Raw genomic sequence first — 22460 nt, forward strand, 5'->3', positions numbered from 1 at the left:
TAATTATGCATTTTCATGTTGGAACTTTTCAACATTTTGACGTTGACATTTACACGACATATTTATTTTTTCGTCTTAGTCGGTCTAAAAACGCCCCCTTTCTAGTTGCTCCAATTTTTTTTATTTGAATTTTCATTCTCTCTTCGGTAGTTAGTTCAATTTCAGACTTCTTTCGGCCGCGTAAATCTTTTAGTGCGTTTTCCCCACCAGATTCATATTTTCTAACCCAATGATATACTTGTTGATATGAGACCTGATAAACCTCGGCAGTGTGCTGGTAATCGTTATTGTGAGAAATACAGTATTCTACAGTTTCTATTTTTTCTTTCAAAGATGTTTTTCTCGCTTTTATCATAGAGCGGTTCATTCCTTTCCAGGTTGCTTTTACTTCTCTATGACTATTATACTTTTTTAACCATCTTTTCAACACTGATTTATCCATTAGTTCATATTTCTATACAATCTCACGTTGTTAGTATTGTCCGGAAAGATAATCTTCTACCGCTTGTCTTTTTAAATCTGCTGAGTATCTTTTCCATGTCCTAGATTCTTTTAATCCATCTATTCCATAGTTTTCATAGTTATATCTCCAACGATAAAATGCATATGCACCAATATTAAATTTGGTCGTAATTTCTTGTATACTTCCGAATCCACTCTCGTAAAGCTTTAAAATTTCATACTTTTCTTCTTCCGTATATTTAGTTCTACTAGAAACAAATATACTCCACTTTCTAGTAGAAGATTTTTATTTTTTAATCTGTCTACTTTAAGGCGAGCATATCACTACTCTATAGGGTACATTTTAATTTCCTTGGGAGTTTTTTTATTTGGAGGAATAGATATGGATATTAACAAATGCAAAGGATGTATTTGGAGTAACAAGATCAGCGCAAGTCTTTTGTTTTGTATCTTTCCTAAATGCATCATAAAAGAAGAATGTAAAGAGAAAGTTATGAAAGTAAAAAAATTATCAGTTGTTTCTAAATCAAAAACATCTTGTAAGGGTAGAATGGCAAGGAGAGTAAGAAATGCGTCCAAGAAAACCAAAAAAGCCTTCGTAGATTTCAAGGCTTTCCTGAACTAACAGAAGATAGGTATTTTGATAAACATAAGAAAAAAATTAATAGTGAATACAACAAGACAAGTAGACCTTTCAAGCATTTATACAACACAAGTACGTGGAAGAAATTAAGGAAACAATTCTTACTAGAGAATCCTCTTTGTGTATAGTGTATAGCTAAAGGCATTGTTAAAGTTGCTACTGTTGTTGGTCATATTAAAGCTCATAAGGGTGATGAAACATTGTTCTGCAATCAAAGTAATTGGCAAACTTTATGTGAAAAGTGCCGTGATAGGAAAACTGCAAAGGAAGATGGAAAATTTGGAATAAAAAATATTATTTACTCTTACTAAAAAATTACTAATAGTTAGGACTAACCTTATTAACTATTAGTAAAGAGTTTGAAAAGGAAACTATGATCCTAGAATTAATTTACTTGCAAATTCAAGTTGTTTTTTGTATTTATTCACAGAATCATTTGCTTCAATTCTCTTTCCTTTAATACTGTAAAATTTATTTTTTTTCATTTCATTGATAGGAATGCTTAATTCACCACTTATTTTGCCACTGCCATGGAATTCGTTTAATAATGCAAAGTGGTCTTCAACATTACTAGTTGTAAAAAGATCCTTGTATTCCTCAGCATAACTTAAGGCAGTACTAATAAATGTCTGAGAGGCGTTATCAGGTTTATAATTTTGAGCTGTATTCCACCCACAATGAGTAACAAGTATTGCTTGGATTTTAGGTTTGCTTTCAATTCCAGCTTTCATCCTCCAAATATTGAATTCACTATTATCATTATGAAGCATTTGTAAAACATCTTCTAGGCCTTGTACTGATTTTTTATCAACTCTTATTGGTATAATCAAAGTGTCAGCTGCACACCAAGCTAAATGAGTTGCACCAGCGAAAAAAGGGCTAGTATCAATTATACATTTTGAAAGTTTTAAGTTTGTCATGTTTTCATTAATAACATTCTTTAGTGAAAACAATGTACTTGAAATCATACGAGATTCCTGGGAGTTTTTGGTTACATTTAAAGATCCTGAAAGAACATTTAATTTATTATATAGGTAATTTGGAAATAAGTGTAGTTTTGAGCTGCCAGGAATTACATATGAATGATTATCTCTTAAATTATTTGAATCAAATGAACCTTGGAAAAATTCGTTTGTATCTATGATTCTTTTAGCAAGAGGCCCCTTTTTATCAATAGTCGCTTCCCAGTCTGGACCAAGCAATCTAGATTGAAGTGAATCATAGATGTTTATATTTTTGGTTTCATTATACATATCTCCTAAAAGTAAATCTGTAAAGTTAGTTTGTGGACATAGGTCAACTGCAAGTGTTTGATAATATTTATCAAAATAATGAAGTAAATTAAAACTTAAGGTTGTCTTACCAATACCTCCTTTAAAGTTTGTAATTGCATAAATACTATTTTGAGGTAACTTAGGAATAATAGGCATTTCTTCAGAATGTAGTTTACTAAATCTTTTAAAGATTATGTCTAATTTTTCATTGTGATTTATTGTGGTTGTTACAGTTTTCATTGAAAAACCTCTCTTTAATTTAATCTATACTAAATAATATGATGTCAGCAGGAATTGTGTTACATTGCAGGAAAAGAATTTTTTTATTTTTTATAAAAATTTGCAGGTTATTTTTATTTTGCTGCTCGGGTAGGAGTAGGCAAAACAACAGCTGTATTCGAAATTGGAGCTTTATTAGCTAAAGATCATGAAAAGAGAGTATTGCTTATCGATTTAGATTCACAGTGCTCACTTAGCAAGATATGTTGCAAAAAAGGAAACATTAATACGGCTGAATTATATTGAAGAGACGCTGAATTTTACGGCAGAGTTGTATGCTGAATATATTAAAGAAGCTAGTAGAATTGATATATTAGAAGGGGAAATCGAAGCAAATGCTAGTACAATTATGGGGGCCATTAAGAATATTAGTGATTTTTCAAGAGACGGAGGAAAATTAGATTTTATCCCAACTGTTCTTGATATGAAAAATGCAAGATTAAATGATATATCTGATAAACTATCTAAAAATCCAATAAGCGCTTTATCTATTCCTAAAATATTAAGTGATATTATTGGCGAAGATAAGAACAATTATAAGTACGATTATATTATTCGACTGTCCGCCAACAAGTAATATAATAACACAAAGCGTATTTCTTGCTTGTGATTATTACTTTATTCTTACAATTAGCGATGAGATAAGCAGTGACTGGGTAGCCGACTATATCAGTGAAATAGAGAGTACCTATCTAAAGTTCGCTTATAATAATGAAATAGGGGGATTACTAGTAAAGAAGTACTTCTAGCGGAAACCTACTTTAATAGGAGTATTAGAAACAATTTATAAAGAAAGACGAGGCTCAGAAGACAATTCGTCAATACTTAAATCATTAGATGAAGCTATTACTGCACTTGAAATTAAGTCTATAATTAAAGGAACAGAGTTTGTAGCTACCAATACAAATCATATCTTTAAAACTCATATAGAACATTTAGATAATAGATCAGACCCAAGAAACTTAGGAATCCCAATTACGCTTTACAGTGGCGGTATAGATGAAGAATATTGCGATATAACAAATATAATAGCTAATATTATATAGAGGAGAAGTAAATGGAAGGTAATCAGCAAGAAATTCTTGAAAATTTAATATCACTGTATAAAGAAATGTATAAAGCTAAGAACCTATTTAACAAAAGTTATTTTAGATATACACCTTCAGAGGTAGAGAAAGCTATTAATAAAGCTTTTTCAGAAGGTCAAGATGCTATAAAAAAAGAAAAATCAAAAGTAAATGAGTCTATATTAGCTATTAGAACGATAGAGGAAGTAGAAAAATTCTATAGAAGTACATTTACGTACGATTATAGTAACGATAAGGAAAGAAAAAATTGCTTAAAGAAGATCAAATTGGATGATATGAAGCATCTTTATTACATTTTATACTCAAGTCAACCTAGAAAAAGTGCAACAAAGAGAGAGCTTCTTAGTCTAATAGAGAAATACTTTGAGAGTATTGGTTTAGCCTTATCATTAAAGCCTTAATATAGATGTATCATTTCGAACCGAAAGCTATTTTTGAAACTCTCACGGGTTCTGGTGAGAGAATTTAAAAATAATAAGTTTAATATGAAGTGGTACATCAATAATAACTCTGCCACAGCTAATGTTTTAGAAAAGCTTGAAAAGTATGATGTGTATTTTATTGCAGCTTATTTAGGAAAAGTGACAATAGAAAGAAGTTCTTTGTAGTGCAGTAGAGTCATTATCCAGAGTTTAGTCAGTGGAAAGTAGAATCTGAAGAGTATGAAGCAATTCAAAGAGAGCTGTTAGCTTCTCAAAAGACATTGGAAGAAATGCTAGAGAAACAAAATACTGTTGCTAGAGAACGTCCATCGATTTGTGTAAATTAGTTTAGACAAGTTGTTATGTATTTGGAAATTACCATAGGATAAAAGTTCCTGCGGTAATTTTTATTTTTGGATATTATTAATATTAATAAAGTGTAGTTGATTTTAATGCTATTTTTAGCAATAACTTTATTATTATTTATATTTATTCAAAAAAGTTCAAGCCTATAGAATCTAGATATACTCTTCCAGTCTTTCTTTAAACATTATAGAAAGTTGTGCTAATGTTCCAGCCCAATTCTGATTGGGTGAAGTCCACTTACTCATTATTTGTTCAGTGGCTAAATATAGCGCTTTCCTAAGCGCGTCATCGGTAGAAAATGAGGTTCTTACTTTAGTGAATTTTCCTAGTTGTCTGTTAAACTCCTCCAAATCATTGGTAGTATATATTATCCGTCTTATATCTTGAGGAAAATCAAAGTATGTAGATAAGTTATCCAAATTATTATTCCATGAATCTATTACAATTTGATACTTATTCCCCTAAGTATTTTCCGATTCTTTCAGGGCGACTAGAGCAGCTTCTTTAGTAGCTGCCTTATATACCAACTTTAGGTCATTAATGAATTGTATGCTATCCCTAGAAGCGCTATATTTTATGGAGTTCCTTATTTGATGAACTATACAAGTTTGTATATTGATATCTGGGAAAACTGCTTTTATAGCATCTGGCAGGCCTTTTAGGCCATCCATACAGGCTATAAGTATGTCTTTGACACCCCTATTTTTTAGGTCATTGCATACTGATACCCAAAACTTAGCTCCTTCTTGTTCACCTATCCATATTCCAAGGATATCTTTGTAGCCTTTCAAGTCAAACGCCATGCAAATATATGCGGCCTTGCTAACAATTTTATGCTCATCTCTAACTTTAAAATGTATAGCATCCATATACACTATTGGATATACTTCTTCTAGAGGCCTATTCTGCCAAGCTACCGCTGTATCCATTACCTTATCGGTAATTTTCGATATCATTGATGGAGCTATATCTACCCCGTAAAGTTCATCTATTTCAGATTTAATGTCATCTACAGACATTCCTCGTGCGTATAGGCCAATTACCTTTTTATCAAGCTCGTTGCATACAGTTTCATATTTCTTAACTATCCTAGGCTCAAATTCAGCTTTTCTGTCCCTTGGGACGGAAACATCTACATCTCCAAAACTGGTTCTTATATTCTTTTTACTATATCCATTTCTGTAGTTTCTATCATCACCTTCGTTACGCTCATATTTTTGTCTACCAAGATGATCTTCCACCTCAGCTTCTAGAAATTGTTGTAGTATATCTCCAAATATTCTCTGCATGAGTCCATTCTTACCAACTAAGTCCTCCATGCTTTTGCACTTATTTAGTTCACTTTTCAAATCAATGTCTGGTACAACTATATTTTTCATTTTTTACTCCCTTCATAAACACCTTGTGGTTATTATTTCCATTATTACCAACTACATATACAAAAAAGAGCATCCTTAGATTTGATTTACACAAATCTAAGGATGCTCCCGATTATTAAGCTTAGGGATTACACAAATTACTCTCTGCTTTTTAAATTACAGAAAGAGCTTATTTGACGAAACTTGGATTAGATTTGGTTTGTAGTATAAAACATTACTTAAATCTATCATTTCATTGTTATTTTATTAAGTAAATGAATAATCAAAAATAGAACCATCATTATTAATAAAAGCGAGGCTTCCCAGGTAATTGAGTGTAGATTCTTTGTTAGCAGGACCTTAACCAGCATTTCTAATAAAAATATTCCTAAGCCAGCTATGAGGGTTATGAGAGAAGAAGCTCCGGTCACTTCAACAGTTCTTTCGTCACTACCCTTTGCGTAATTTTTTAGTTTTGTTTTAAAAGACATAATGACCTCCTACTTTTCTAGATTTTCATTCCATTTGTCATATCTTTTGATTTTTTGCTCTTTTAAAAAAGTATTTATTATAAATATAACCATAAAGATTAATAAGAGGTTTAGAAGCTGATTTGTGAAGAATTCTAGGTTCCAAGTTAACTCTTGTTTCTTTAGAATGTGATCCATTATTATAGATATGACAATAAAGCTTATAGAAAACAGTAGTGATTCCTTTGCATACATTAGCAATCTTTTTATTTTTGCTTTTGACGTTTTTTCAGTACTTAGTTCTTCCCCATTACTTTTTCTTGGTAGTTGAGGTGAGTAACTTCTGTGGAACCTTTGGATTATAAGGAATGTGAAAGTAATAGTAAGGAAAATTATTATCTCACCTAATATGCTAGAATTTCCATCAGTTACAATTAGCTTTACTATCATCTCAATAGGACATATAAAATAGAAAAGCCCTAATACCACTGTAGCTGTCTCTTCTAATTTTCTTTTAGTTCTTTCATCCATAACGAAATTGCTCCTTTTCATTTTATTCCTCCCAAAATAAATCATTCAAGGTTTTTTCAAGCGCTTTACATATAGCTATTGCTAGTTTTAGAGTAGGATTGTAGTTTCCAGCTTCGATTATACCAATAGTTTGTCTTGTAGCCCCCACAACTTTGGCTAATCCTTCCTGTGATATATCTTTTTCAACTCTAGCTAGCTTCAATTTAATATTCTTCATGTAATATACAACCTAATATTCCATATTATGCACATGTGGTATAATATGTTTAACTAAATGTCAAATATATTTTGCATATTTAAGTTTATGAGATAAAAAGTGGTAGTTAAAGGGGTCAATAAAAAGACGAGAAGCCACTTTGTAAATTGAAAAGCAATGTTTGTAATTAACAACTGAATATTTGTAGACGAAATGCCACTTTTGCAAACAAAACGTTTCACAGTTAAAACAGAAGTTGAAATTAAGGATTTCATTAAATCTGGAAGGTTTGCAATCACATTAAAGGGGCGGCTGAAGCTCAGGATGCAACAGAAGAACTAATCGTAACCGCCGAGAGGTTGAATAACACAGTTTGGATAGGAAACGAAGTTGTTAATGGTAAAGCTGTTCTTACGGATGTTGATGCTTTTGGGGAACATATAGCGGAAGATATGCTTGCTGATAATGGTTGGTCCAATTTTAAATATATCAAGAATGCTTCAGACAATGGGATTGATATTATTGGAACAGGTCCTAAAGGGCAGTTAGGTTTCTTTGAAGTCAAAACATCTACTACAGGTGTCATTAACAATTTATCCTCAAGACAACAGTATATGAATGAATTTGTTGAAGATGTATTGACTAAGGCTAAAAACGCTGAGTTTCCATATCAAAATATTGATGAGTGTATAAGAAGTGATGCATCTCAAACACTAGATAAATATTATGGAAATCCTTATAATGTTAGTGGTAATGTAATTGGAGTTGACATTGAAGAAGGTGAAATATATATTTCGAGGTGGGAGCGATAAAGATGAGAGAAGAAATAGATACTTTAATTGTTAAAATAAAAAGTACAATAAATCCTTCAATTATAGCAACTGATATATCTAGTTTTATATCTGAATCTCTTAAGAAAGATAAAATAAGTATTTATGAGGCTTATATGATTAATATGGAGGTACTTAAGTTTAATAGATTAGGTTATATACAGTCGGCTTGGGATAGAAAAGTAGGAATAAACCAATGTATATCTATACTTAACCAAAAATTATTAGCTCACGTTTTTGGAGAGGATGCCAGTGCAGAAAACCTTAAAGAATGGGGAATAGAGGCATATTCCTTATATAAGGAGAAAAGAAATCACTATATAATGGATGAATATATATCATCTTTGAATGCCTATAATTTACAAAAGTTATTAGGTAAATTACAGGATTATAGAGATTATTACAAAGACTTAAGCTTTGATGAAGGCCCGTATCATTTTGAAGTTTTTCCATATCTCTATTTTAGTCCTGAAAAAGAATTATTAGCGAATACGGATAAGACTGAATATAAAAAGAATTTATCGGAGGATATTGAAGATTTAATTGTAGAATTAAATCTGATATGAAAATTGCGAAATAACAGATTAAACTAGATGATAGTCTAACTGCAAAACTTTTTATAGGTTGACTACAAATTTCTTTACTTATCAGTGGGTTATAGAGAGTATTTTATTGCAGATAATATCTTAAGCAAAAACTGTCAACATAATTTCAATAATGCAGTGAGCTGTAACAAAGGAGCTGAAGGTAGATATTTTTGTGACAGACTTTTTAAAATTGAAAAAGAGATATAGTTACTTTCCACAGAAGAAAGATTTATTCATCGCCAGGAAAAAGGCAAGCTTATTCTTGACGATTTTTTGTGTTGGCTGGAAAAGCGCCAACCTATGAATAATAAAAAGCTTAATGAAGCAATTAAGTATCCTAAAAATCAAATTGTCTACCTTGAAAACTGTATATTGGATAGTCTACTGCAACGTAGAATGATCAATAAGCCATTTGAAGGAAGTTAGCCTTGATTTTTCAATTATTGAAGTAATAATCCAAACATGCTAGAATATTAGAATAAACTTGTAAGGGAGACAGAGAATGGGCGACTTTAACCGAAAAACTAACATGTTAGAAACTACTTTTAGTATTATTAAAAAAATTTTGGATATATTATCTTGGATTTGGATCGCGTTTTGGGTATTATTTATAATGGTAATAATCTTTGCATCTAACAACAGAGGAGCACAGATTGTTACAGCTTTTCTGTTCTCAATAATAGCTTCTATACCAGCTATTATCTATATATTAAAGAGACGAAAATCTAAGAAAAATATAGGGGCTCAAAGTGATTTAATAATAGAGAATGAAATATTAAGAAAAGATAGTGAAAGTAAACTTTCTAATAAGGAAGGTGTATTAGAAAGAAATAAGAATATATTTAAATCTTTATTATCATTAAAGTATTTAAAGAAAAAAACGAACGTAATATTTGTTGCAATTGGTATTATTGGGCTTATAGCAGTTTTTTCATATACAAGTTTTATAGGTATATTAAGATCAGTTGAGGTCACGAGCATTACTATTAATAAAGATACTGTAGATAGAGATGGAAGAGTGAAGTTAGATGTTAATATAAAGGGCTTAGGGAATTACTTTATCGAACAAGCCTACGTTTACAAAAAAGAGGATTGGGATAAAAGAGAGAATACTCGTGTAAGCGCATATAATTTGACGGCAATAACAGGGAGATCTGTTTGGTTTAATAGCAAGAATCTAGAAGTTGATACTAGTTTAGATAAAGATTTGTATAGTGCAGTTAATAATAGTAAAAGTGGAAGTAAATATGTTCTTGTTGTTAAGTCTAGAATAAATCAAGTAGTATCAAATACATTTACATTATCAAAGCAGGTGACTGATGATTTACGTTTAGCAGAACAACTACAAAAAAAGAAGTCTGAGGAAGCTGCAAGAAAAAAAGAAATTGATGATAAAAAGGCATCTGAAGAAGCTATGGCAAAACAAAAAGAAAATGATTTGCTTACTGAGCAAACTGAAAAAAATAGATTTGTAAAAGTTTCTAGTAAAGACAATACCGAAACTTGGAGAGTTTATGTTGAAGCCGGAAAGTCACTTAGAATTTATGGAGACGCAGGGAATCAATTGGTAATAATTATTGGTGATGAATCAGGAAATCCATTAGTATCAGATATGTTATGGGAAGGAGCTTACGATAGAAGTTATACTCTTAACGAAAGATATAATGGATATTATAATGTTGAATTTAGTTATATAAGTAATTATAAATATAATTGTAAATTTCAAGTTAAATAGATTGGTTTAAATACATACCTTTTAAATAAATAGTTACCTTGATACAAGAATTATACATATTAATATTTGAATTTTAGAGGATTTACTACTAAGGTAAGTCCTTTTTTAATTATGTAAAATATATATTAATGAATAATATTTTATGCTTAGTAGTAAAAGAAATAAAATTAAATCTTATAATGTGAGTATATTTATGATTACAAAATCTCCAAAAGCATTAAATTATTAAGGCAATGGTAATCATAAACTTAAGTGTATTAACAATGGAATATAGGAATAACATTCCATTTTTATCCTGTATACTGGTAACTAATACATATTATATAATATAACTTGTGCATTATTGTTTTAATTGTAAAAACAAGCAAGTAAGTTAAGTCAAATTTGAACAATAATAGAAGTCTATTGAATTTTAAAAGAATATTAAGGAGTATGAGATTATGCAGAATGACAGCAATAGTGAATTACTTTGGAAGTTTTCTCCTTTGACAAGCATAGAGGAGGCTAACTTTAATGGAGCTTTAGAAAGGTTTTATAAGTTAGGTATAGCTGGGCTCGTTAGAGAAAATATCCAAAACTCACTGGATGGAAAACTTAAGGGGATAGATGAACCAGTGATTGTAGAAATATATTCCTTTTGAAAATGAATTTAGCAGCGAATTTGTTAAAGATACACGCGGACTAAAGATTGTAATACCTTTTTTGAGAGAAGAGTTTAACAATGAAAAAGAAATAATAAAGAGCATTTGTGATAGCTTTTTTGTAGCTATATTAGAAAATAGATTGTTAGTTAAGGTAAATGATAATAGCTTAGATAAAGATACTATAACATCATACATAGAAGACCCTACATATTATGAACAAAATATAAGCCAAATCAAAAAGGAGTTTACTCCATTATATTTAAATACATATTTAAATTATGAGTTTACAGAGCTAGAAATAAGATCTTTAACAGATGTGTACAAGTTTAAATTATATTTTCAGCTTGATAGTGAGATTAAAAAAGGTAGACTTGGAATAATCAGAACTATTGGTATGAAAATTGAAGATAAAAAAATAAAAAATAATGCTACTAAACCTTTTAATGGAGTTCTTATTCCATATTCCATAAAGGAAGATGCATTTTTAAAATTACTTGAGAATGAATCACATACTAAAATAGAACATGAGCATATAAAGGATGCAACAACTAGAAGAAACGCTGAGAAGTTTATAAATAATATTTCAAATAGGTTAGCTGAAATAATAAATGAAAAAATACTAGAGATGAATCCTACAAGTGGGAAGATTGATACAAAGGATATATTATATACAATTGAATCAAAATTTAAGAAGGATTTAAAGGGAGCAACAGAATCTGTAAAGATACGAGATTCTAAAGGACAGGAAAAAGAGCTTATAAAAGACTTGGGACATAAAAAGAAAAGAAAGACTAATCCTACAGAAAAGAAAGACTAATCCTACAGAAAAGAAAGAAATTAATGAGCCTCAGAAGAAAAAACTTAGAAGGGCTACTACTATTACTAATAATCCTGATGGCGAAATATCTAATACTAAAAAAGAGAAGCGATATAATGTAAGTGCTGAGGCAGTTGAAAGAGTTATAGTTAAAGATAGGGAATACATAAACTTTGATTTAGTTAATAGTGAAGCGGAAAATAAGAAGGTATGTGATGTAGCGTTAATAGTTGTCAATGGTATGGGAGAAGAATGTCCTAATGAGTTCAATATAGTAGATAATTATAAAGCTATAATTGATAAGAGTACTGGTAACAATTGTTTGGTTAAGGACAACCTTATTAAAGATGTAACTATACAAAAAGGTAGAGTTAATATTGAAGCTAAGTTAAATGACACAGCTAATAGAACTTTAAAATTTGTATATTATGTGGAGGTATAATAATGATTTACAAAAAGGACGTTAATTTCCCATATCCTGTATTAAATAATTCATCAAATAGCTATAAGAATTGTTCTTTTGAGTTAGATGTTAAGTTATCGGAGAATAAGGATATTTATGATATAGAAATGGAATACACTATAGACTCTTATTTCATAAATGAGTTATTAGAACATGGTAGGGCAAGACTATTTTTAATAATTCAATCCATGGATAATAAATTCTTTGAGATTAAACTTGGGCAAAAGAATATAAGCATAAATAAAAATAGATTATCACTAAGTAGAAGAACTCAAATCCAAATGATGGTTGAAGCCTATGATGAAATCTATTTTAAGGATAATGGTGATATATGTGGCTTATATGCGGAATTAAAGGAAGAAATAGTGGTTTCTAAAAATTCTGTCTTAGGATTTTCCAATGTTGTCACTTTTGATGAAAGCTCGAAGAAAGGCTTAGAACTATTTGAAAAGAGAGTAGACCCAGAAATAAGATCAGAAATAAAAATAGATTTAACCTCTGACTCCATAGTAATTACATATAAGAAGGAAGAAATGATGTTCAATGATGTACTAGCTGATACTTCTATTAACAACTTATATATTTATATGGGACTTCAAAGGGCATTGCATGAATTTATATTGAATAATAGAGTTAATGAGGAAGAGCAGGAAGTAATTATTAGTGAAATGGAAGAACCAGAGCTAGAGCTTGATTTAAAGCTGTATCGTCTTATGAAAAATAAATTGATAGAAGAGCTAAGTAAAGATAATATAGATGAAGTAATTTATCTAATTTCTGATGGAATCATTGAAAGATTTACTAATACAATAAGGGGGTACATAAATGATAGAGGTTAGATTGCTGCAGGACAAGTACAAAAGTAATACGGATTTATATGAAGCCTTTCTAGAAGATAAGTTAGTAGGAAATGATGAGTTTTTATCAGGAGAAAAAGTAAGGATAGATCTAGCACCAACATTTCCTGTATACATAGCAAACGGAACAGAGAACGAAAAAGTTGATAAGTTCCTAGAAGCCTTTGAGGTTATGGCTAAGCATTACATAAAGACAGATAGAGATGTACATTTAAGTGAGCGATTTTGGCATTCACTTTTATGTCAGCACCATAGAGAATATTTATTAGAAAATTACCCTCAGATTAAAGATGGTGGCTTTAAGGAATTTAAAAATATAGTCTTTAAAGATTTTGATTGGGAAAATTACATATATAAATGCATACTTGGAGCTCAATACATAACTGATATCATATTAGATGAGAATCATCAAAAAAGGTATTATAAATTAATTGCAGAAAACTTAGATTTATATAATTACATAATTAAATATAGCATTTTTAGAAATGATGTGTTCTTAATTAAGATCCTAGAGATAGTGGACAAATATGAAATAAGTCAAATATTAAAAGCTAAGATAAAAGATAGAGAAGTAATTGAAAGATATAATTTAGGCAAGGATGAAAGATACGGAAGAAGGGTAATTTTTGAATTTAATAAGAGTTATCCTGTAGTCATGGTTCCTATGCTAAGCGATGAAGAGCTAGAAGAAAAGTTTTTTGAGCATCTTTCTCTTTACTATGATATAAGTACAATAGAGAAGTGGAATAGAAATAATGTAGCTAGTGTAATAGCATAGTATTTTCTTTTTGTAGTTTAAGTGGCTCTAATGTTATTGATAAGATTGTAAGTACAGTATTTAGTTTTGAAATAGGAAGTCTTTAAAGATGTACCACATCTAGCTATAACTTAGTATCAGAACCCTTCTGGATTTTGAGAGTAGTATTATTGATCTATCTTTTCATTGGTACTTTGTTAACTAAATGAACAATCACAAATATAATTATCAATTAATGGGAACGTAGATAGATATGTTTCAATACTTATAAGAGTCTAAGATATAGGCTCTTATATTTTTGCAAAATCACACCATATATACGCAGTCATAAAGCATTATCCCTAACATATATTTACTCTATGAAGTATAAGGTGATCTAAGTATGTATGATACATATCTGTTTATTTGATAAATGAATTTTGTAAACTATACACTTAAGTATCTTATCTAACATGTATTAAAGAGGGAGAATGATGGAGAAGGCTGTAAGAAAAATATTCTTTGGAAATTATAAGGGAGGGGTAGGCAAGACCACTACTGTTTTTGAGATTGGAGCGTTGTTAGCCAAAAATCATGAAAAAAGGGTGCTGCTTATCGATTTGGATCCGCAGTGTTCACTAAGTAAGATATGCTGCAAAAAAGGAAATATTAATGCTACTGAGCTAAATATTGAGGAAACACTGAATTTTACAGTGGAATTGTATGCTGAATACGTTAAAGAAGCTAGCAGAATTGAGATTTTAGAAGGCAATATCAAAACTAATTCTAGCACAATTAGGGGGGCAATTAAGAATATTAGTGAGTTTTCAAAAGACGGAGGAAAATTAGATTTCATCCCAACGGTTCTTGATATGAAAAATGCAAGGTTAAATGACATATCTGATAGGCTATCTAAGAATCCAATAAGTGCTTTAGCTATTCCTAAGATACTAAGTGATATTATTGGGGAGGATAAGAACAATTATAATTACGATTATATTCTATTTGATTGTCCACCAACAAGTAATATAATAACTCAAAGTGTTTTCCTAGCTTGTGACTATTATTTTATTCCTACCATTAGCGATGAGATAAGTAGTGATGGGGTAGCTGACTATATAAGTGAGATAGAGAGTACCTATCTAAAGTTCGCATATAATAATGAAATAGGAGGCTTACTAGTAAAGAAGTATTTCCATGGAAAACCTACTTTAATCGGAGTATTAGAAACAATTAATAAAGGAAGAAAAGGCTCAGAAGAGATCTCACCAATAATTAAAGCATTAGATGAAGCTATAACAGCACTTGGAATTAAGTCTATAGTTAAAGGAACAGAGTATGCAGCTCCAAATACAAAGCATATCTTTAATACCCGTATAAAACATTTTGATAATCGATCAGACCCAAAGAACTTAGGAATCCCAATTACGCTTTATAATGGTGGTATACACGAAGCATATTATGATATAACAAATATAATAGCTAATATTATATAGAGGAGAAGTCAATGGAAGATAAGCAACAAGAAATTCTTGAGAACTTAATATCGCTATATAAGGAAATGTATAAAGCAAAGAACCTATTTAACAAAGGTTATTTTAGGTATTCACCTGCAGATGTAGAGAAGGCCATTACTAAAGCATTATCAGAAGGTAAGGATGTTATAAAAAAAGAAAAACCAGCATTGAAGCAAGCAATCATAGCAATTGATAATAAAGAAGAGGTAGAAAAATTCTATAGAAGTAAGCTTACCTATAACCATAGTAATGATACGGAAAGAAAGAAATGCCTAGATAAAGTTACAGTAGATGATCTGAAGCATCTTTATTACATTTTATATGAAGATCAACCTAAAAAAGGATTAAGAAAGGGAGACATCTTTAATCTAATTGAGAAGTATTTTGAGACTATTGACAGAGCTTTAATGTTAAAACCTTAATAGATACAAGATGGTAATGAGTTATTTATTCAGATGAATTATTTTTGTACAAACTCTGAAAAATTTGAATTTGATCAGTGGCAAAGTTAAAAGGTGGGATGAACTTATAGTAACTAGTAATAATCTTATACTAAAGCGACCACTTATAGGATTAAGTACACTGATTTATATATAAATACTGAGAGGATGGTTTGTATGCCTTATAACTTTAAGAAATACGTAGAGAAAGAATTCAACAGTACGGGAAAAAGGTTATTGAACTATATAATAGTAAATAGTTAGCTAATTAATTTAATAAGGCTTGAGCCACGGCATACTTTGTCGTGGTTTATTCATATATTCATTTTAATAAACAACATCATATTGTTTAATATGGTTTATCATATTTTAAATTAAAAGGGGAGGGTCAAAAATTTACAGTTTTGTATAAGAAGAGTGTATAATAATAAAAAAAGAGTTATAATTAGTCTGAATATAGCTTTTATTAAGCATATTGGTAAAAAGGGGGGAGTAGTTTGGAATTTTATCTTCCAAGTCAAAAGATAAAGTTGATGAGAAAAAAGTTCAGAGTGAATCAATCTGAACTAGAAGGGGAAAACATGACTAGAGCCTTCATTAGTATGATGGAGAGTGGGAAAAGAACTGTAAGCAAAGCCAGCTCTAGAAAGTTAGTTGAAAAGTTTAAGAATATTGGCAGTAGGATTCACGTTAACATCGAAATTGATGATGAATACTTTTCTAGATCTCCTGAAGAAGATGCTAGGTATTATTGCGAAAATAAAATAAAAAAAGAACAATCAATTAAACACAAGGATTTAGATAAGTTAATAGAAATAGAAAGAGCCTTCGGGCTTAATGATCTCCTTGCAGAGACGTATAAGAAAAAAGGAATTCTATATTTTAATGAGAATGAGTATGTCAAATCTTTCATTAATTTTCACAATGCATTGGGGAAGTATAAAGAAATACGAGCTTATGTTCCGCAGATTGAGGTGCTTTGTTATCTAGGTAATTGCAAGCTTAGGTGTAATCAGTTTGATGATTCTATATTCTTTTATAAAGAAGCGATTAAATATGCTGAAGAACACGAAAGACAAAGATTTTACTTTATAGCTAGTCATTCATTAGCTACAATTTATGGACAGATAAAAAAGTATGATAAATGTTTAGAGGTACTAGAGAATAATATATTAAAAAATGAAGATAAAGTTGATAAGGTAATTTTAGTGAATGCTAAGCTTATGAAAGCAAACGTGTTTTTAGCTACAGAAAGAAATCACGAAGCAGCTAAGGGATATTTTGACATAGTGGAAGAGGTTAAAGTTTTAGATCCATCATTGTTAGGTCTTATTTATAACAATATAGCTGAGTACTATTACAAAATAGAAAATTATGAAAAAGCTCTAGTATACGTAACTGAGGCACAAAAACATAAACTTGCAACAAACAAAGAGTTCTTATCTAGCACATTAGGACTAAAGGGTAAAATACTGCTTGGTCAAGGGATGAGGGAAGAAAGTATTTTACTTTATGAATTAGCAATTGATATGGCTGAGCAGTATAGGCGCTTTGATATGTTAGTAGAGAACTATAGAGAACTAATGAAAATCCTTGAGGATAATAATGACACTGATAAAATGGAGACAAAGTTGAATTCTATGATTGAAACTCTTGAAATAAATAAGATTGAGGATGGAATTCAGTATGCTCTCGTTAAACTCATGGAAGTAGCTACTTTAAAAAATCAAAATGAAAAAGCTATGCAATTGTCGCACAGATTAGAATGCCTTGTGTAATTTTTTTTATTTTGGTTAGCAATATATAAAGTAATATGATTATTTTTTGTAATATAATAGAAGTAAAGACATAAAAAGGGGTGAGTGAGCTTGAAAAAGAGAGTCACTAAAATTATAGTAAGTGCTTTACTTTTAGCTGTAGTTGCTGTACCAATGATTAATTCTAGTACAAGCTTTAAAAACATTGGAGGATCATATAAAACTTATATTGATTGGCCTAAACCAATAAATCCTTAATAAAAAGCGTGAGTAACCAGAGTTGCTCACGCTTTTACGTTCTAAGGGCACGGAGCTTTTGTCCCCCAGTGCAAAGCATATTTTCAATATTCATATCAGACATTTTAAGGATTATGTTAATTTATATATTGATGGAAGATATCAAAGTATTTGTGAAACTATTAATTATTATAGATTAAATGTAAATTTTAAATGCCGCATAGAAATGGGTACTAATAAACCGATTTAACAGGAAAGTAATGTTCTTTTTCGTGATTTTTGATATTATGAGGAGTGTGGAAGGATTTATAGCAGAATTTCTATAGATGTATTTTTTTATGATTATTTCACACATATTAAGAATAAATAGAGGATGATGGTTTATTAAAAAGAAAATAAAGTGAGGATTATACATGGATACAATACTAATTACTGGAGCAGAGGGCTTTTTTGCCTCCAGATTTGTTCAATATTATAGAGATAAATATAACATAATTGCTCTAAACCATATGGATTTAGATATATGTGACCAAGAAAAAACTATAGAAAAAGTTATTAATATTAGGCCAAAATATCTTATTCATTCTGCAGCGATATCTGATACAGGCAAATGCGAGAATGATCCTGAATTATCTTACAATGTAAATGTAAATGGTACAATTAATATTGCTAAGGGGTGTGCTGCAGCAGAGACAAAGTTAATATACTTAAGTTCTGATCAGATATACAATGGTAATGTTGAAGCTGGTCCATATAAGGAACACTGTGAAGTATTGCCCAATACGGTTTATGGTAGACACAAGCTTGAAGCTGAAAATGCTATTTGTGGTATTGTGGAGGACCCAGTTATATTAAGACTTACCTGGTTATTTAGTTTACCAGAAAGAAGTGCTAAGACAAATTCTAATATAATTTGGAATCTAGTAAAAGCTGCACTAAGGAGCGAGAAAAAATCTCTTCCAGCCAATGAATATAGGGGGATAACCTATGTTTATGATCTAATAAGAAATTTTCATAAGCTTCTTTACCTGCCAAAGGGAGTATACAATACTGGAAGCGAAAATAACTTAAGTACATATGAAGTTGGTAAGGTAATTCTGGAGAACATGGGACTGGGCCATAGGGTAGAGGAACTTTTAATAAAGGATACAGAAAGATATAAAGAAAACAATAGAGACCTGAGGATATGTAATAATAAGCTTAGAGATCAGGAAATATGCTTCGTAAATACTGAAGAAGCAGTTAGCAGATGCATAGGTGATTTTATTCTGTAATAAAAAGGACAAAAGCTTTAACTATATAGAAAAATATATAAGTTTGGAAAGAACTTTAGATTTTGGTTATGTTAAAGAATATTGTTGATAATAAATCATTTTTAAAGGAACTCACCAAAGAGTTCCTTTAAATTGTATTTAAAAACTGTTATTAATTTATTATAGACTACTGCAAATCCTGAAAAGTTCTTGGAAACAGGCTTGTCGAAAATTATAGTTAAATCGTAATCTCCACCTACAGACATATCAGTATAAGTTCGGCCACCATATTCAACTATTCCTATCACACTTTCATTTTGTTTCATATGCTCAATAAAACTCTCAATACAATCAAATGTATTTCTGTGAGTTAGCAAATTATCCACCTTCCTCCGTATATTTAATCCATTATACAGAATATTGATATTATTTTTAAATATTTGGTATAATTATATATAAATTGCATCTCTAATCCTAAAGTCCTTTAATTTTATGTCAATATGAGAAGTGTGAGATTGTACTAAAAGTTTTTTGCTCTTTACAGTATCTTTATCAGTATTGAAGATTTTAAGCCATTTAAACCAATACATATAGTTAGCAAGATATTTTGTTGCAACACCATTAAAACTATCCATTGCACATAAAACACATACTTGCTCTTTCGAGATACCTTTTTTCCTCTCTTCAGACTTACTGCTATAACTACCTATAACGCCTCTTTTATGAGATTTTCGTGGCATAGTAAAGGTAGTGCTTTTTTGTAGTTGCTTTTTAAAAGACTCCCTAAAGAAAGCCTCGTCAACCTCGATAACACCACCAACACTTCCTACACACATAAAGGCTCTAATTGCTTCTAATATTTTATGCCTCCAATAGAATGATGTAGGTATGCTCATTTTAACTTCCTCGGTACACTTTCTTATAGAATAGCCATTTATCATGCACTTGGCAGGTTGTATCCATTGCTTTACATCTTTCTTACTATTATGCTTTGGAGAGAAAGATATTCCGGTTAAAAACGTAATAGTTGAATAGTTCAAATAGTGTTTAGTGACTAAGATAATTAGATATAAACAATATAACTGGAATATCTTTTCATCGGCAAAAAATAGAATTAATAGCCACTGATATATTTGAATTAGAAAAAGTAGAGGATTTAGAAAAGTATTTTTAAAAGATTATATGCATTTTTTAAGAGTCTAAAATATAGGCTCTTATTTTTACTATAGGTATCCAATTTCAACTATTAATTTATACATGCCAGATAATCCCCAGAAGCCGAGATTATCGAACATTCATAAATTAAGTTTTCATAAAGGATACCTATATATTAGTCGACAAAGCGGGCAAAGTCATGAAATGAAGCTAATCTTTTTGCTAGAAATAACCAAGTTAGTGAAAAGGGAACTTCGGTGATACTAGGTAAGAATAGAAACAATATTAATTTGATATGTAGAGGTTTGTACAATATAATAACTATATTAACAATAATATCGAAAATTATATATTCGTAAGAGTTAAAGAGGTTCATTGCTTAAATTTAAGTTATGTATGCTCCAATATAATGAACCTATGAATTTAGGTAGGAATAACTTTGTATTTGAAATTGAAAGCCTATAAGGGAGAAAATATATGATAGAAACTAAAAGAGAATGGAAGACCTTTGAATCCATAGAGGAAGAACTTGATAAGCTTAGAGAATGGCATTTAATATCTCCAAAAGCTACAGAAGTAAAAGCCTTTTATTATAAAGGTGGGTATACAGACAAGCATGTTGAGTGCAAGGTTGCTGGATATGTGAATGATAATGAAATAGTGCTTTATGTTGATGGAAAGCTTCATAGCATTCATCCAGATTATTTCTTGGATATGCAGAAGAAAGATTTTTCGCTGTATGCTTCAAGTGAAGAATTACAATTGGATGAAAACAAAAAAGATATAAAACCGGATAAAAGCAAAAATAATAAAAAAGTTGAGAAAAAAGAGAGGCTTATACTTGTTGATATAGAAACACCTTATAGTTTCTCGCCAAAAGACGGAATAAGGGAAGTAGCAGCTACAGTTATAGAAGATTATGAAATCATAGATAATCTACATTTAGCTATTATTAATGATGAAGAAGAATATAAAAAAGGTTACGGTTCTGGACTAGAGAATATTGAAGAAAATGAAGCTTTAAGAGAAGAATTCAAGAAATTTGTTCTTAAGTATAAGTGTCCTCTAGTAGCTCATAATGCTAGCTTTGATAAAAGCTTTTTAGTTTACTGGAATTGGGTAGATAAAGATCAAGTATTTTATTGTAGCATGAATACAATAAAGAAACTGGAAAAGTTAGATAGTTATAAATTAAAAGATTTATTAAAGCATTATAATATAAAAGATACTCAAGAGCATACTGCGATGCAAGACGTACTAGATTTATTAGAATTATTAAAAGCAGTGAAACCTAAGAAATGGAGTAAACTAGGTAGCAGTGCCGAAATCAAAGAAAAAAGAAGCTATATTTTTGATAAGGAAGAAAGAGAAGAAAATAAGGCAAGGCTTGAATTAGCTAAAGAAAACATAATAGAAGATATATTAAATGGCAAAAATATTGTATTTACTGGAGAGACTGTGAAAAGCAGAGTGGAACTCTCTGAACTTGCTATTAGGTATGGTGGAAATGTTAAAAGCGGAGTCAGTAAAAAGACAAATATTCTAGTTGTAGGGGCTAACCCAGGAAGTAAACTAAGTAAAGCTAAAGAACTTGGAATTGAAGTTCTAACTGAAGATGAGTTTTTAGAGTTACTAGAAAAAAGAACTGTTTAATAATGTGTTTTATAGCTTAAGCCACTAAAATAAAGCTTTTTCGCTTCTATAGAAATTACTTTAGTATATTATTTCAAAATCATTTATAAGTCTTTTTCATTAATTACTGAACTATTTGATATAAGGTATACAAACTTTTGTTTGTATACCTTTCTTTCTTCGGAAAATAATATCATATAAAGCAGAGGAAAGTAAGCCATGTTATGTAGATTACAATAAAAGTGAAAAACCAATATTCAAAAGGACTTTGTAATGGTTAAAGACAATGCGACGGAACTATTTGGAAATTATGTAAAAATAATTACTTCTATTGCTGCTATAGAAGTAGACATATTGTTCATATAAAAACTAATTATGCTTATTATCTGTTTTATACAGAAGCGGACAATAAGAGGGGGGAGTTTAATGATCGAAGTGAATGTCTAACAATATAGATGTTACTCTAGTTCTATAACTTTTAATCATATTATACCCAAATTAATCAACTATTAGATGATAACAGTGCCTAGTGTATCAATTAGTAAAATATGTCGAAATACAGAGAATAAGCAATCAATGAATAATTATTTGCTTTTCTTGATATATTATATTTAGATTGAAGAACAACTATATGATATTATTAGTCATGTCGCTGGAACAGAAAGCGACAAAGCACAGAAACTTAAATTTAAGTTTTAAACTAAGATTTAA

At 30.1% G+C, this 22460-nt stretch carries 25 protein-coding genes and 2 pseudogenes; 19 read left to right on the forward strand and 8 right to left on the reverse strand.

What is annotated here, in order from left to right; genetic code table 11:
* Positions 1–49: 49 nt before the first annotated feature.
* Positions 50–427 (reverse strand): helix-turn-helix domain-containing protein, encoded by a 378-nt coding sequence (locus tag GXK57_RS25250; protein WP_160680789.1) that lies wholly within the window; start codon positions 425–427, stop codon positions 50–52.
* 417 nt (positions 428–844) lie between these two features.
* On the opposite strand from GXK57_RS25250, the gene GXK57_RS25260 reads away from it, so the two are divergent.
* Positions 845–1087, forward strand: a complete 243-nt coding sequence (locus GXK57_RS25260; RefSeq protein WP_160680790.1) for a hypothetical protein — start codon at positions 845–847, stop codon at positions 1085–1087.
* 389 nt (positions 1088–1476) lie between these two features.
* Here the strand turns inward: GXK57_RS25260 and GXK57_RS25270 are convergent, their stop codons facing one another.
* A complete protein-coding gene (locus tag GXK57_RS25270; protein ID WP_160680791.1) occupies positions 1477–2619 on the reverse strand; it encodes a ParA family protein in 1143 nt (380 codons plus the stop codon).
* A 144-nt stretch (positions 2620–2763) separates the two neighbouring features.
* Between GXK57_RS25270 and GXK57_RS25275 the strand changes: the two are divergent.
* The 4 genes and pseudogenes from GXK57_RS25275 to GXK57_RS25290 form a co-directional block, all read left to right on the forward strand.
* Positions 2764–2904 (forward strand): annotated as a pseudogene (locus GXK57_RS25275) (hypothetical protein); the annotation flags it as partial.
* Between the two features lie 25 nt (positions 2905–2929).
* Positions 2930–3235 (forward strand): hypothetical protein, encoded by a 306-nt coding sequence (locus GXK57_RS26445; protein WP_202127790.1) that lies wholly within the window; start codon positions 2930–2932, stop codon positions 3233–3235.
* A 480-nt stretch (positions 3236–3715) separates the two neighbouring features.
* The gene (locus GXK57_RS25285) at positions 3716–4147 is read left to right on the forward strand and encodes a hypothetical protein (RefSeq protein ID WP_160680793.1); all 432 of its coding nucleotides are present in this window, start codon (positions 3716–3718) and stop codon (positions 4145–4147) included.
* A gap of 54 nt (positions 4148–4201) precedes the next feature.
* The gene (locus tag GXK57_RS25290) at positions 4202–4354 is read left to right on the forward strand and encodes a hypothetical protein (protein WP_160680794.1); all 153 of its coding nucleotides are present in this window, start codon (positions 4202–4204) and stop codon (positions 4352–4354) included.
* Positions 4355–4686: 332 nt separating this feature from the next.
* Here the strand turns inward: GXK57_RS25290 and GXK57_RS25295 are convergent.
* From GXK57_RS25295 to GXK57_RS25310, 4 genes and pseudogenes are all read right to left on the reverse strand, one after another.
* Positions 4687–5913 (reverse strand): annotated as a pseudogene (locus tag GXK57_RS25295) (IS256 family transposase).
* Positions 5914–6140: 227 nt separating this feature from the next.
* On the reverse strand, positions 6141–6383 hold the full coding sequence (locus GXK57_RS25300; RefSeq protein WP_160680795.1) for a hypothetical protein: 243 nt from the start codon (positions 6381–6383) through the stop codon (positions 6141–6143).
* 9 nt (positions 6384–6392) lie between these two features.
* Positions 6393–6914, reverse strand: a complete 522-nt coding sequence (locus tag GXK57_RS25305) for a hypothetical protein (protein WP_160680796.1) — start codon at positions 6912–6914, stop codon at positions 6393–6395.
* 1 nt (position 6915) lies between these two features.
* A complete protein-coding gene (locus tag GXK57_RS25310; protein WP_160680797.1) occupies positions 6916–7110 on the reverse strand; it encodes a helix-turn-helix transcriptional regulator in 195 nt (64 codons plus the stop codon).
* 338 nt (positions 7111–7448) lie between these two features.
* On the opposite strand from GXK57_RS25310, the gene GXK57_RS25315 reads away from it, so the two are divergent.
* The 13 genes from GXK57_RS25315 to GXK57_RS25370 all read left to right on the forward strand — a co-directional run bounded on the left by GXK57_RS25315 (position 7449) and on the right by GXK57_RS25370 (position 18983).
* Positions 7449–7901 carry a hypothetical protein gene (locus tag GXK57_RS25315; protein ID WP_160680798.1) on the forward strand — a complete coding sequence of 151 codons (453 nt, stop codon included), beginning with the start codon at positions 7449–7451 and terminating at the stop codon, positions 7899–7901.
* A gap of 2 nt (positions 7902–7903) precedes the next feature.
* Positions 7904–8485: a hypothetical protein gene (locus tag GXK57_RS25320; protein WP_160680799.1), complete on the forward strand. Its 582-nt coding sequence runs from the start codon at positions 7904–7906 to the stop codon at positions 8483–8485.
* 523 nt (positions 8486–9008) lie between these two features.
* Positions 9009–10241 carry a hypothetical protein gene (locus GXK57_RS25325; RefSeq protein ID WP_160680800.1) on the forward strand — a complete coding sequence of 411 codons (1233 nt, stop codon included), beginning with the start codon at positions 9009–9011 and terminating at the stop codon, positions 10239–10241.
* Positions 10242–10681: 440 nt separating this feature from the next.
* Entirely contained in the window at positions 10682–10882 is a 201-nt protein-coding gene (locus GXK57_RS26740; protein ID WP_243156513.1) for a hypothetical protein, read from the forward strand.
* 61 nt (positions 10883–10943) lie between these two features.
* Positions 10944–11702 carry a hypothetical protein gene (locus GXK57_RS25330; RefSeq protein WP_243156514.1) on the forward strand — a complete coding sequence of 253 codons (759 nt, stop codon included), beginning with the start codon at positions 10944–10946 and terminating at the stop codon, positions 11700–11702.
* 241 nt (positions 11703–11943) lie between these two features.
* Positions 11944–12144 (forward strand): hypothetical protein, encoded by a 201-nt coding sequence (locus tag GXK57_RS25335; RefSeq protein WP_160680801.1) that lies wholly within the window; start codon positions 11944–11946, stop codon positions 12142–12144.
* Between the two features lie 2 nt (positions 12145–12146).
* Complete coding sequence (locus GXK57_RS25340) at positions 12147–13004, forward strand: hypothetical protein (RefSeq protein WP_160680802.1); 858 nt, start codon at positions 12147–12149, stop codon at positions 13002–13004.
* Positions 12991–13800: a DUF6339 family protein gene (locus tag GXK57_RS25345; RefSeq protein ID WP_243156515.1), complete on the forward strand. Its 810-nt coding sequence runs from the start codon at positions 12991–12993 to the stop codon at positions 13798–13800. Before GXK57_RS25340 ends, GXK57_RS25345 begins: the two co-directional genes overlap by 14 nt.
* A gap of 449 nt (positions 13801–14249) precedes the next feature.
* Positions 14250–15254 (forward strand): AAA family ATPase, encoded by a 1005-nt coding sequence (locus GXK57_RS25350; RefSeq protein ID WP_207710242.1) that lies wholly within the window; start codon positions 14250–14252, stop codon positions 15252–15254.
* An 11-nt stretch (positions 15255–15265) separates the two neighbouring features.
* Positions 15266–15697: a hypothetical protein gene (locus GXK57_RS25355; RefSeq protein ID WP_160680804.1), complete on the forward strand. Its 432-nt coding sequence runs from the start codon at positions 15266–15268 to the stop codon at positions 15695–15697.
* 515 nt (positions 15698–16212) lie between these two features.
* Complete coding sequence (locus GXK57_RS25360) at positions 16213–17493, forward strand: helix-turn-helix transcriptional regulator (protein ID WP_160680805.1); 1281 nt, start codon at positions 16213–16215, stop codon at positions 17491–17493.
* Positions 17494–17583: 90 nt separating this feature from the next.
* Complete coding sequence (locus GXK57_RS25365; protein WP_160680806.1) at positions 17584–17730, forward strand: hypothetical protein; 147 nt, start codon at positions 17584–17586, stop codon at positions 17728–17730.
* A 392-nt stretch (positions 17731–18122) separates the two neighbouring features.
* Entirely contained in the window at positions 18123–18983 is an 861-nt protein-coding gene (locus GXK57_RS25370) for a sugar nucleotide-binding protein (protein ID WP_160680807.1), read from the forward strand.
* Between the two features lie 101 nt (positions 18984–19084).
* On the opposite strand, the gene GXK57_RS25375 is transcribed toward GXK57_RS25370, so the two are convergent.
* Both GXK57_RS25375 and GXK57_RS25380 read right to left on the reverse strand, forming a co-directional pair.
* Positions 19085–19348, reverse strand: coding sequence for a hypothetical protein (locus GXK57_RS25375; protein WP_207710243.1), 264 nt, complete (start codon positions 19346–19348; stop codon positions 19085–19087).
* A gap of 63 nt (positions 19349–19411) precedes the next feature.
* Complete coding sequence (locus GXK57_RS25380; RefSeq protein ID WP_160680809.1) at positions 19412–20002, reverse strand: IS1595 family transposase; 591 nt, start codon at positions 20000–20002, stop codon at positions 19412–19414.
* 592 nt (positions 20003–20594) lie between these two features.
* Here GXK57_RS25380 and GXK57_RS25385 point away from each other — a divergent pair.
* A complete protein-coding gene (locus GXK57_RS25385; protein ID WP_160680810.1) occupies positions 20595–21770 on the forward strand; it encodes a 3'-5' exonuclease in 1176 nt (391 codons plus the stop codon).
* The last annotated feature ends 690 nt before the right edge of the window (positions 21771–22460 follow it).

This window comes from Clostridium sp. C8-1-8 (assembly GCF_009928445.1).
Classification (GTDB): Bacteria; Bacillota; Clostridia; order Clostridiales; family Clostridiaceae; genus Clostridium_AR.

Bases quoted from the DNA above. Each gene is read 5' to 3' on its own strand.
- GXK57_RS25260 (WP_160680790.1), top strand. From the start codon at position 845: ATGGATATTAACAAATGCAAAGGATGTATTTGGAGTAACAAGATCAGC.
- GXK57_RS25270 (WP_160680791.1), bottom strand. From the start codon at position 2,619: ATGAAAACTGTAACAACCACAATAAATCACAATGAAAAATTAGACATA.
- GXK57_RS25285 (WP_160680793.1), top strand. From the start codon at position 3,716: ATGGAAGGTAATCAGCAAGAAATTCTTGAAAATTTAATATCACTGTAT.
- GXK57_RS25300 (WP_160680795.1), bottom strand. From the start codon at position 6,383: ATGTCTTTTAAAACAAAACTAAAAAATTACGCAAAGGGTAGTGACGAA.
- GXK57_RS25305 (WP_160680796.1), bottom strand. From the start codon at position 6,914: ATGAAAAGGAGCAATTTCGTTATGGATGAAAGAACTAAAAGAAAATTA.
- GXK57_RS25310 (WP_160680797.1), bottom strand. From the start codon at position 7,110: ATGAAGAATATTAAATTGAAGCTAGCTAGAGTTGAAAAAGATATATCA.
- GXK57_RS25320 (WP_160680799.1), top strand. From the start codon at position 7,904: ATGAGAGAAGAAATAGATACTTTAATTGTTAAAATAAAAAGTACAATA.
- GXK57_RS25325 (WP_160680800.1), top strand. From the start codon at position 9,009: ATGGGCGACTTTAACCGAAAAACTAACATGTTAGAAACTACTTTTAGT.
- GXK57_RS26740 (WP_243156513.1), top strand. From the start codon at position 10,682: ATGCAGAATGACAGCAATAGTGAATTACTTTGGAAGTTTTCTCCTTTG.
- GXK57_RS25335 (WP_160680801.1), top strand. From the start codon at position 11,944: ATGGGAGAAGAATGTCCTAATGAGTTCAATATAGTAGATAATTATAAA.
- GXK57_RS25340 (WP_160680802.1), top strand. From the start codon at position 12,147: ATGATTTACAAAAAGGACGTTAATTTCCCATATCCTGTATTAAATAAT.
- GXK57_RS25345 (WP_243156515.1), top strand. From the start codon at position 12,991: ATGATAGAGGTTAGATTGCTGCAGGACAAGTACAAAAGTAATACGGAT.
- GXK57_RS25350 (WP_207710242.1), top strand. From the start codon at position 14,250: ATGATGGAGAAGGCTGTAAGAAAAATATTCTTTGGAAATTATAAGGGA.
- GXK57_RS25355 (WP_160680804.1), top strand. From the start codon at position 15,266: ATGGAAGATAAGCAACAAGAAATTCTTGAGAACTTAATATCGCTATAT.
- GXK57_RS25370 (WP_160680807.1), top strand. From the start codon at position 18,123: ATGGATACAATACTAATTACTGGAGCAGAGGGCTTTTTTGCCTCCAGA.
- GXK57_RS25385 (WP_160680810.1), top strand. From the start codon at position 20,595: ATGATAGAAACTAAAAGAGAATGGAAGACCTTTGAATCCATAGAGGAA.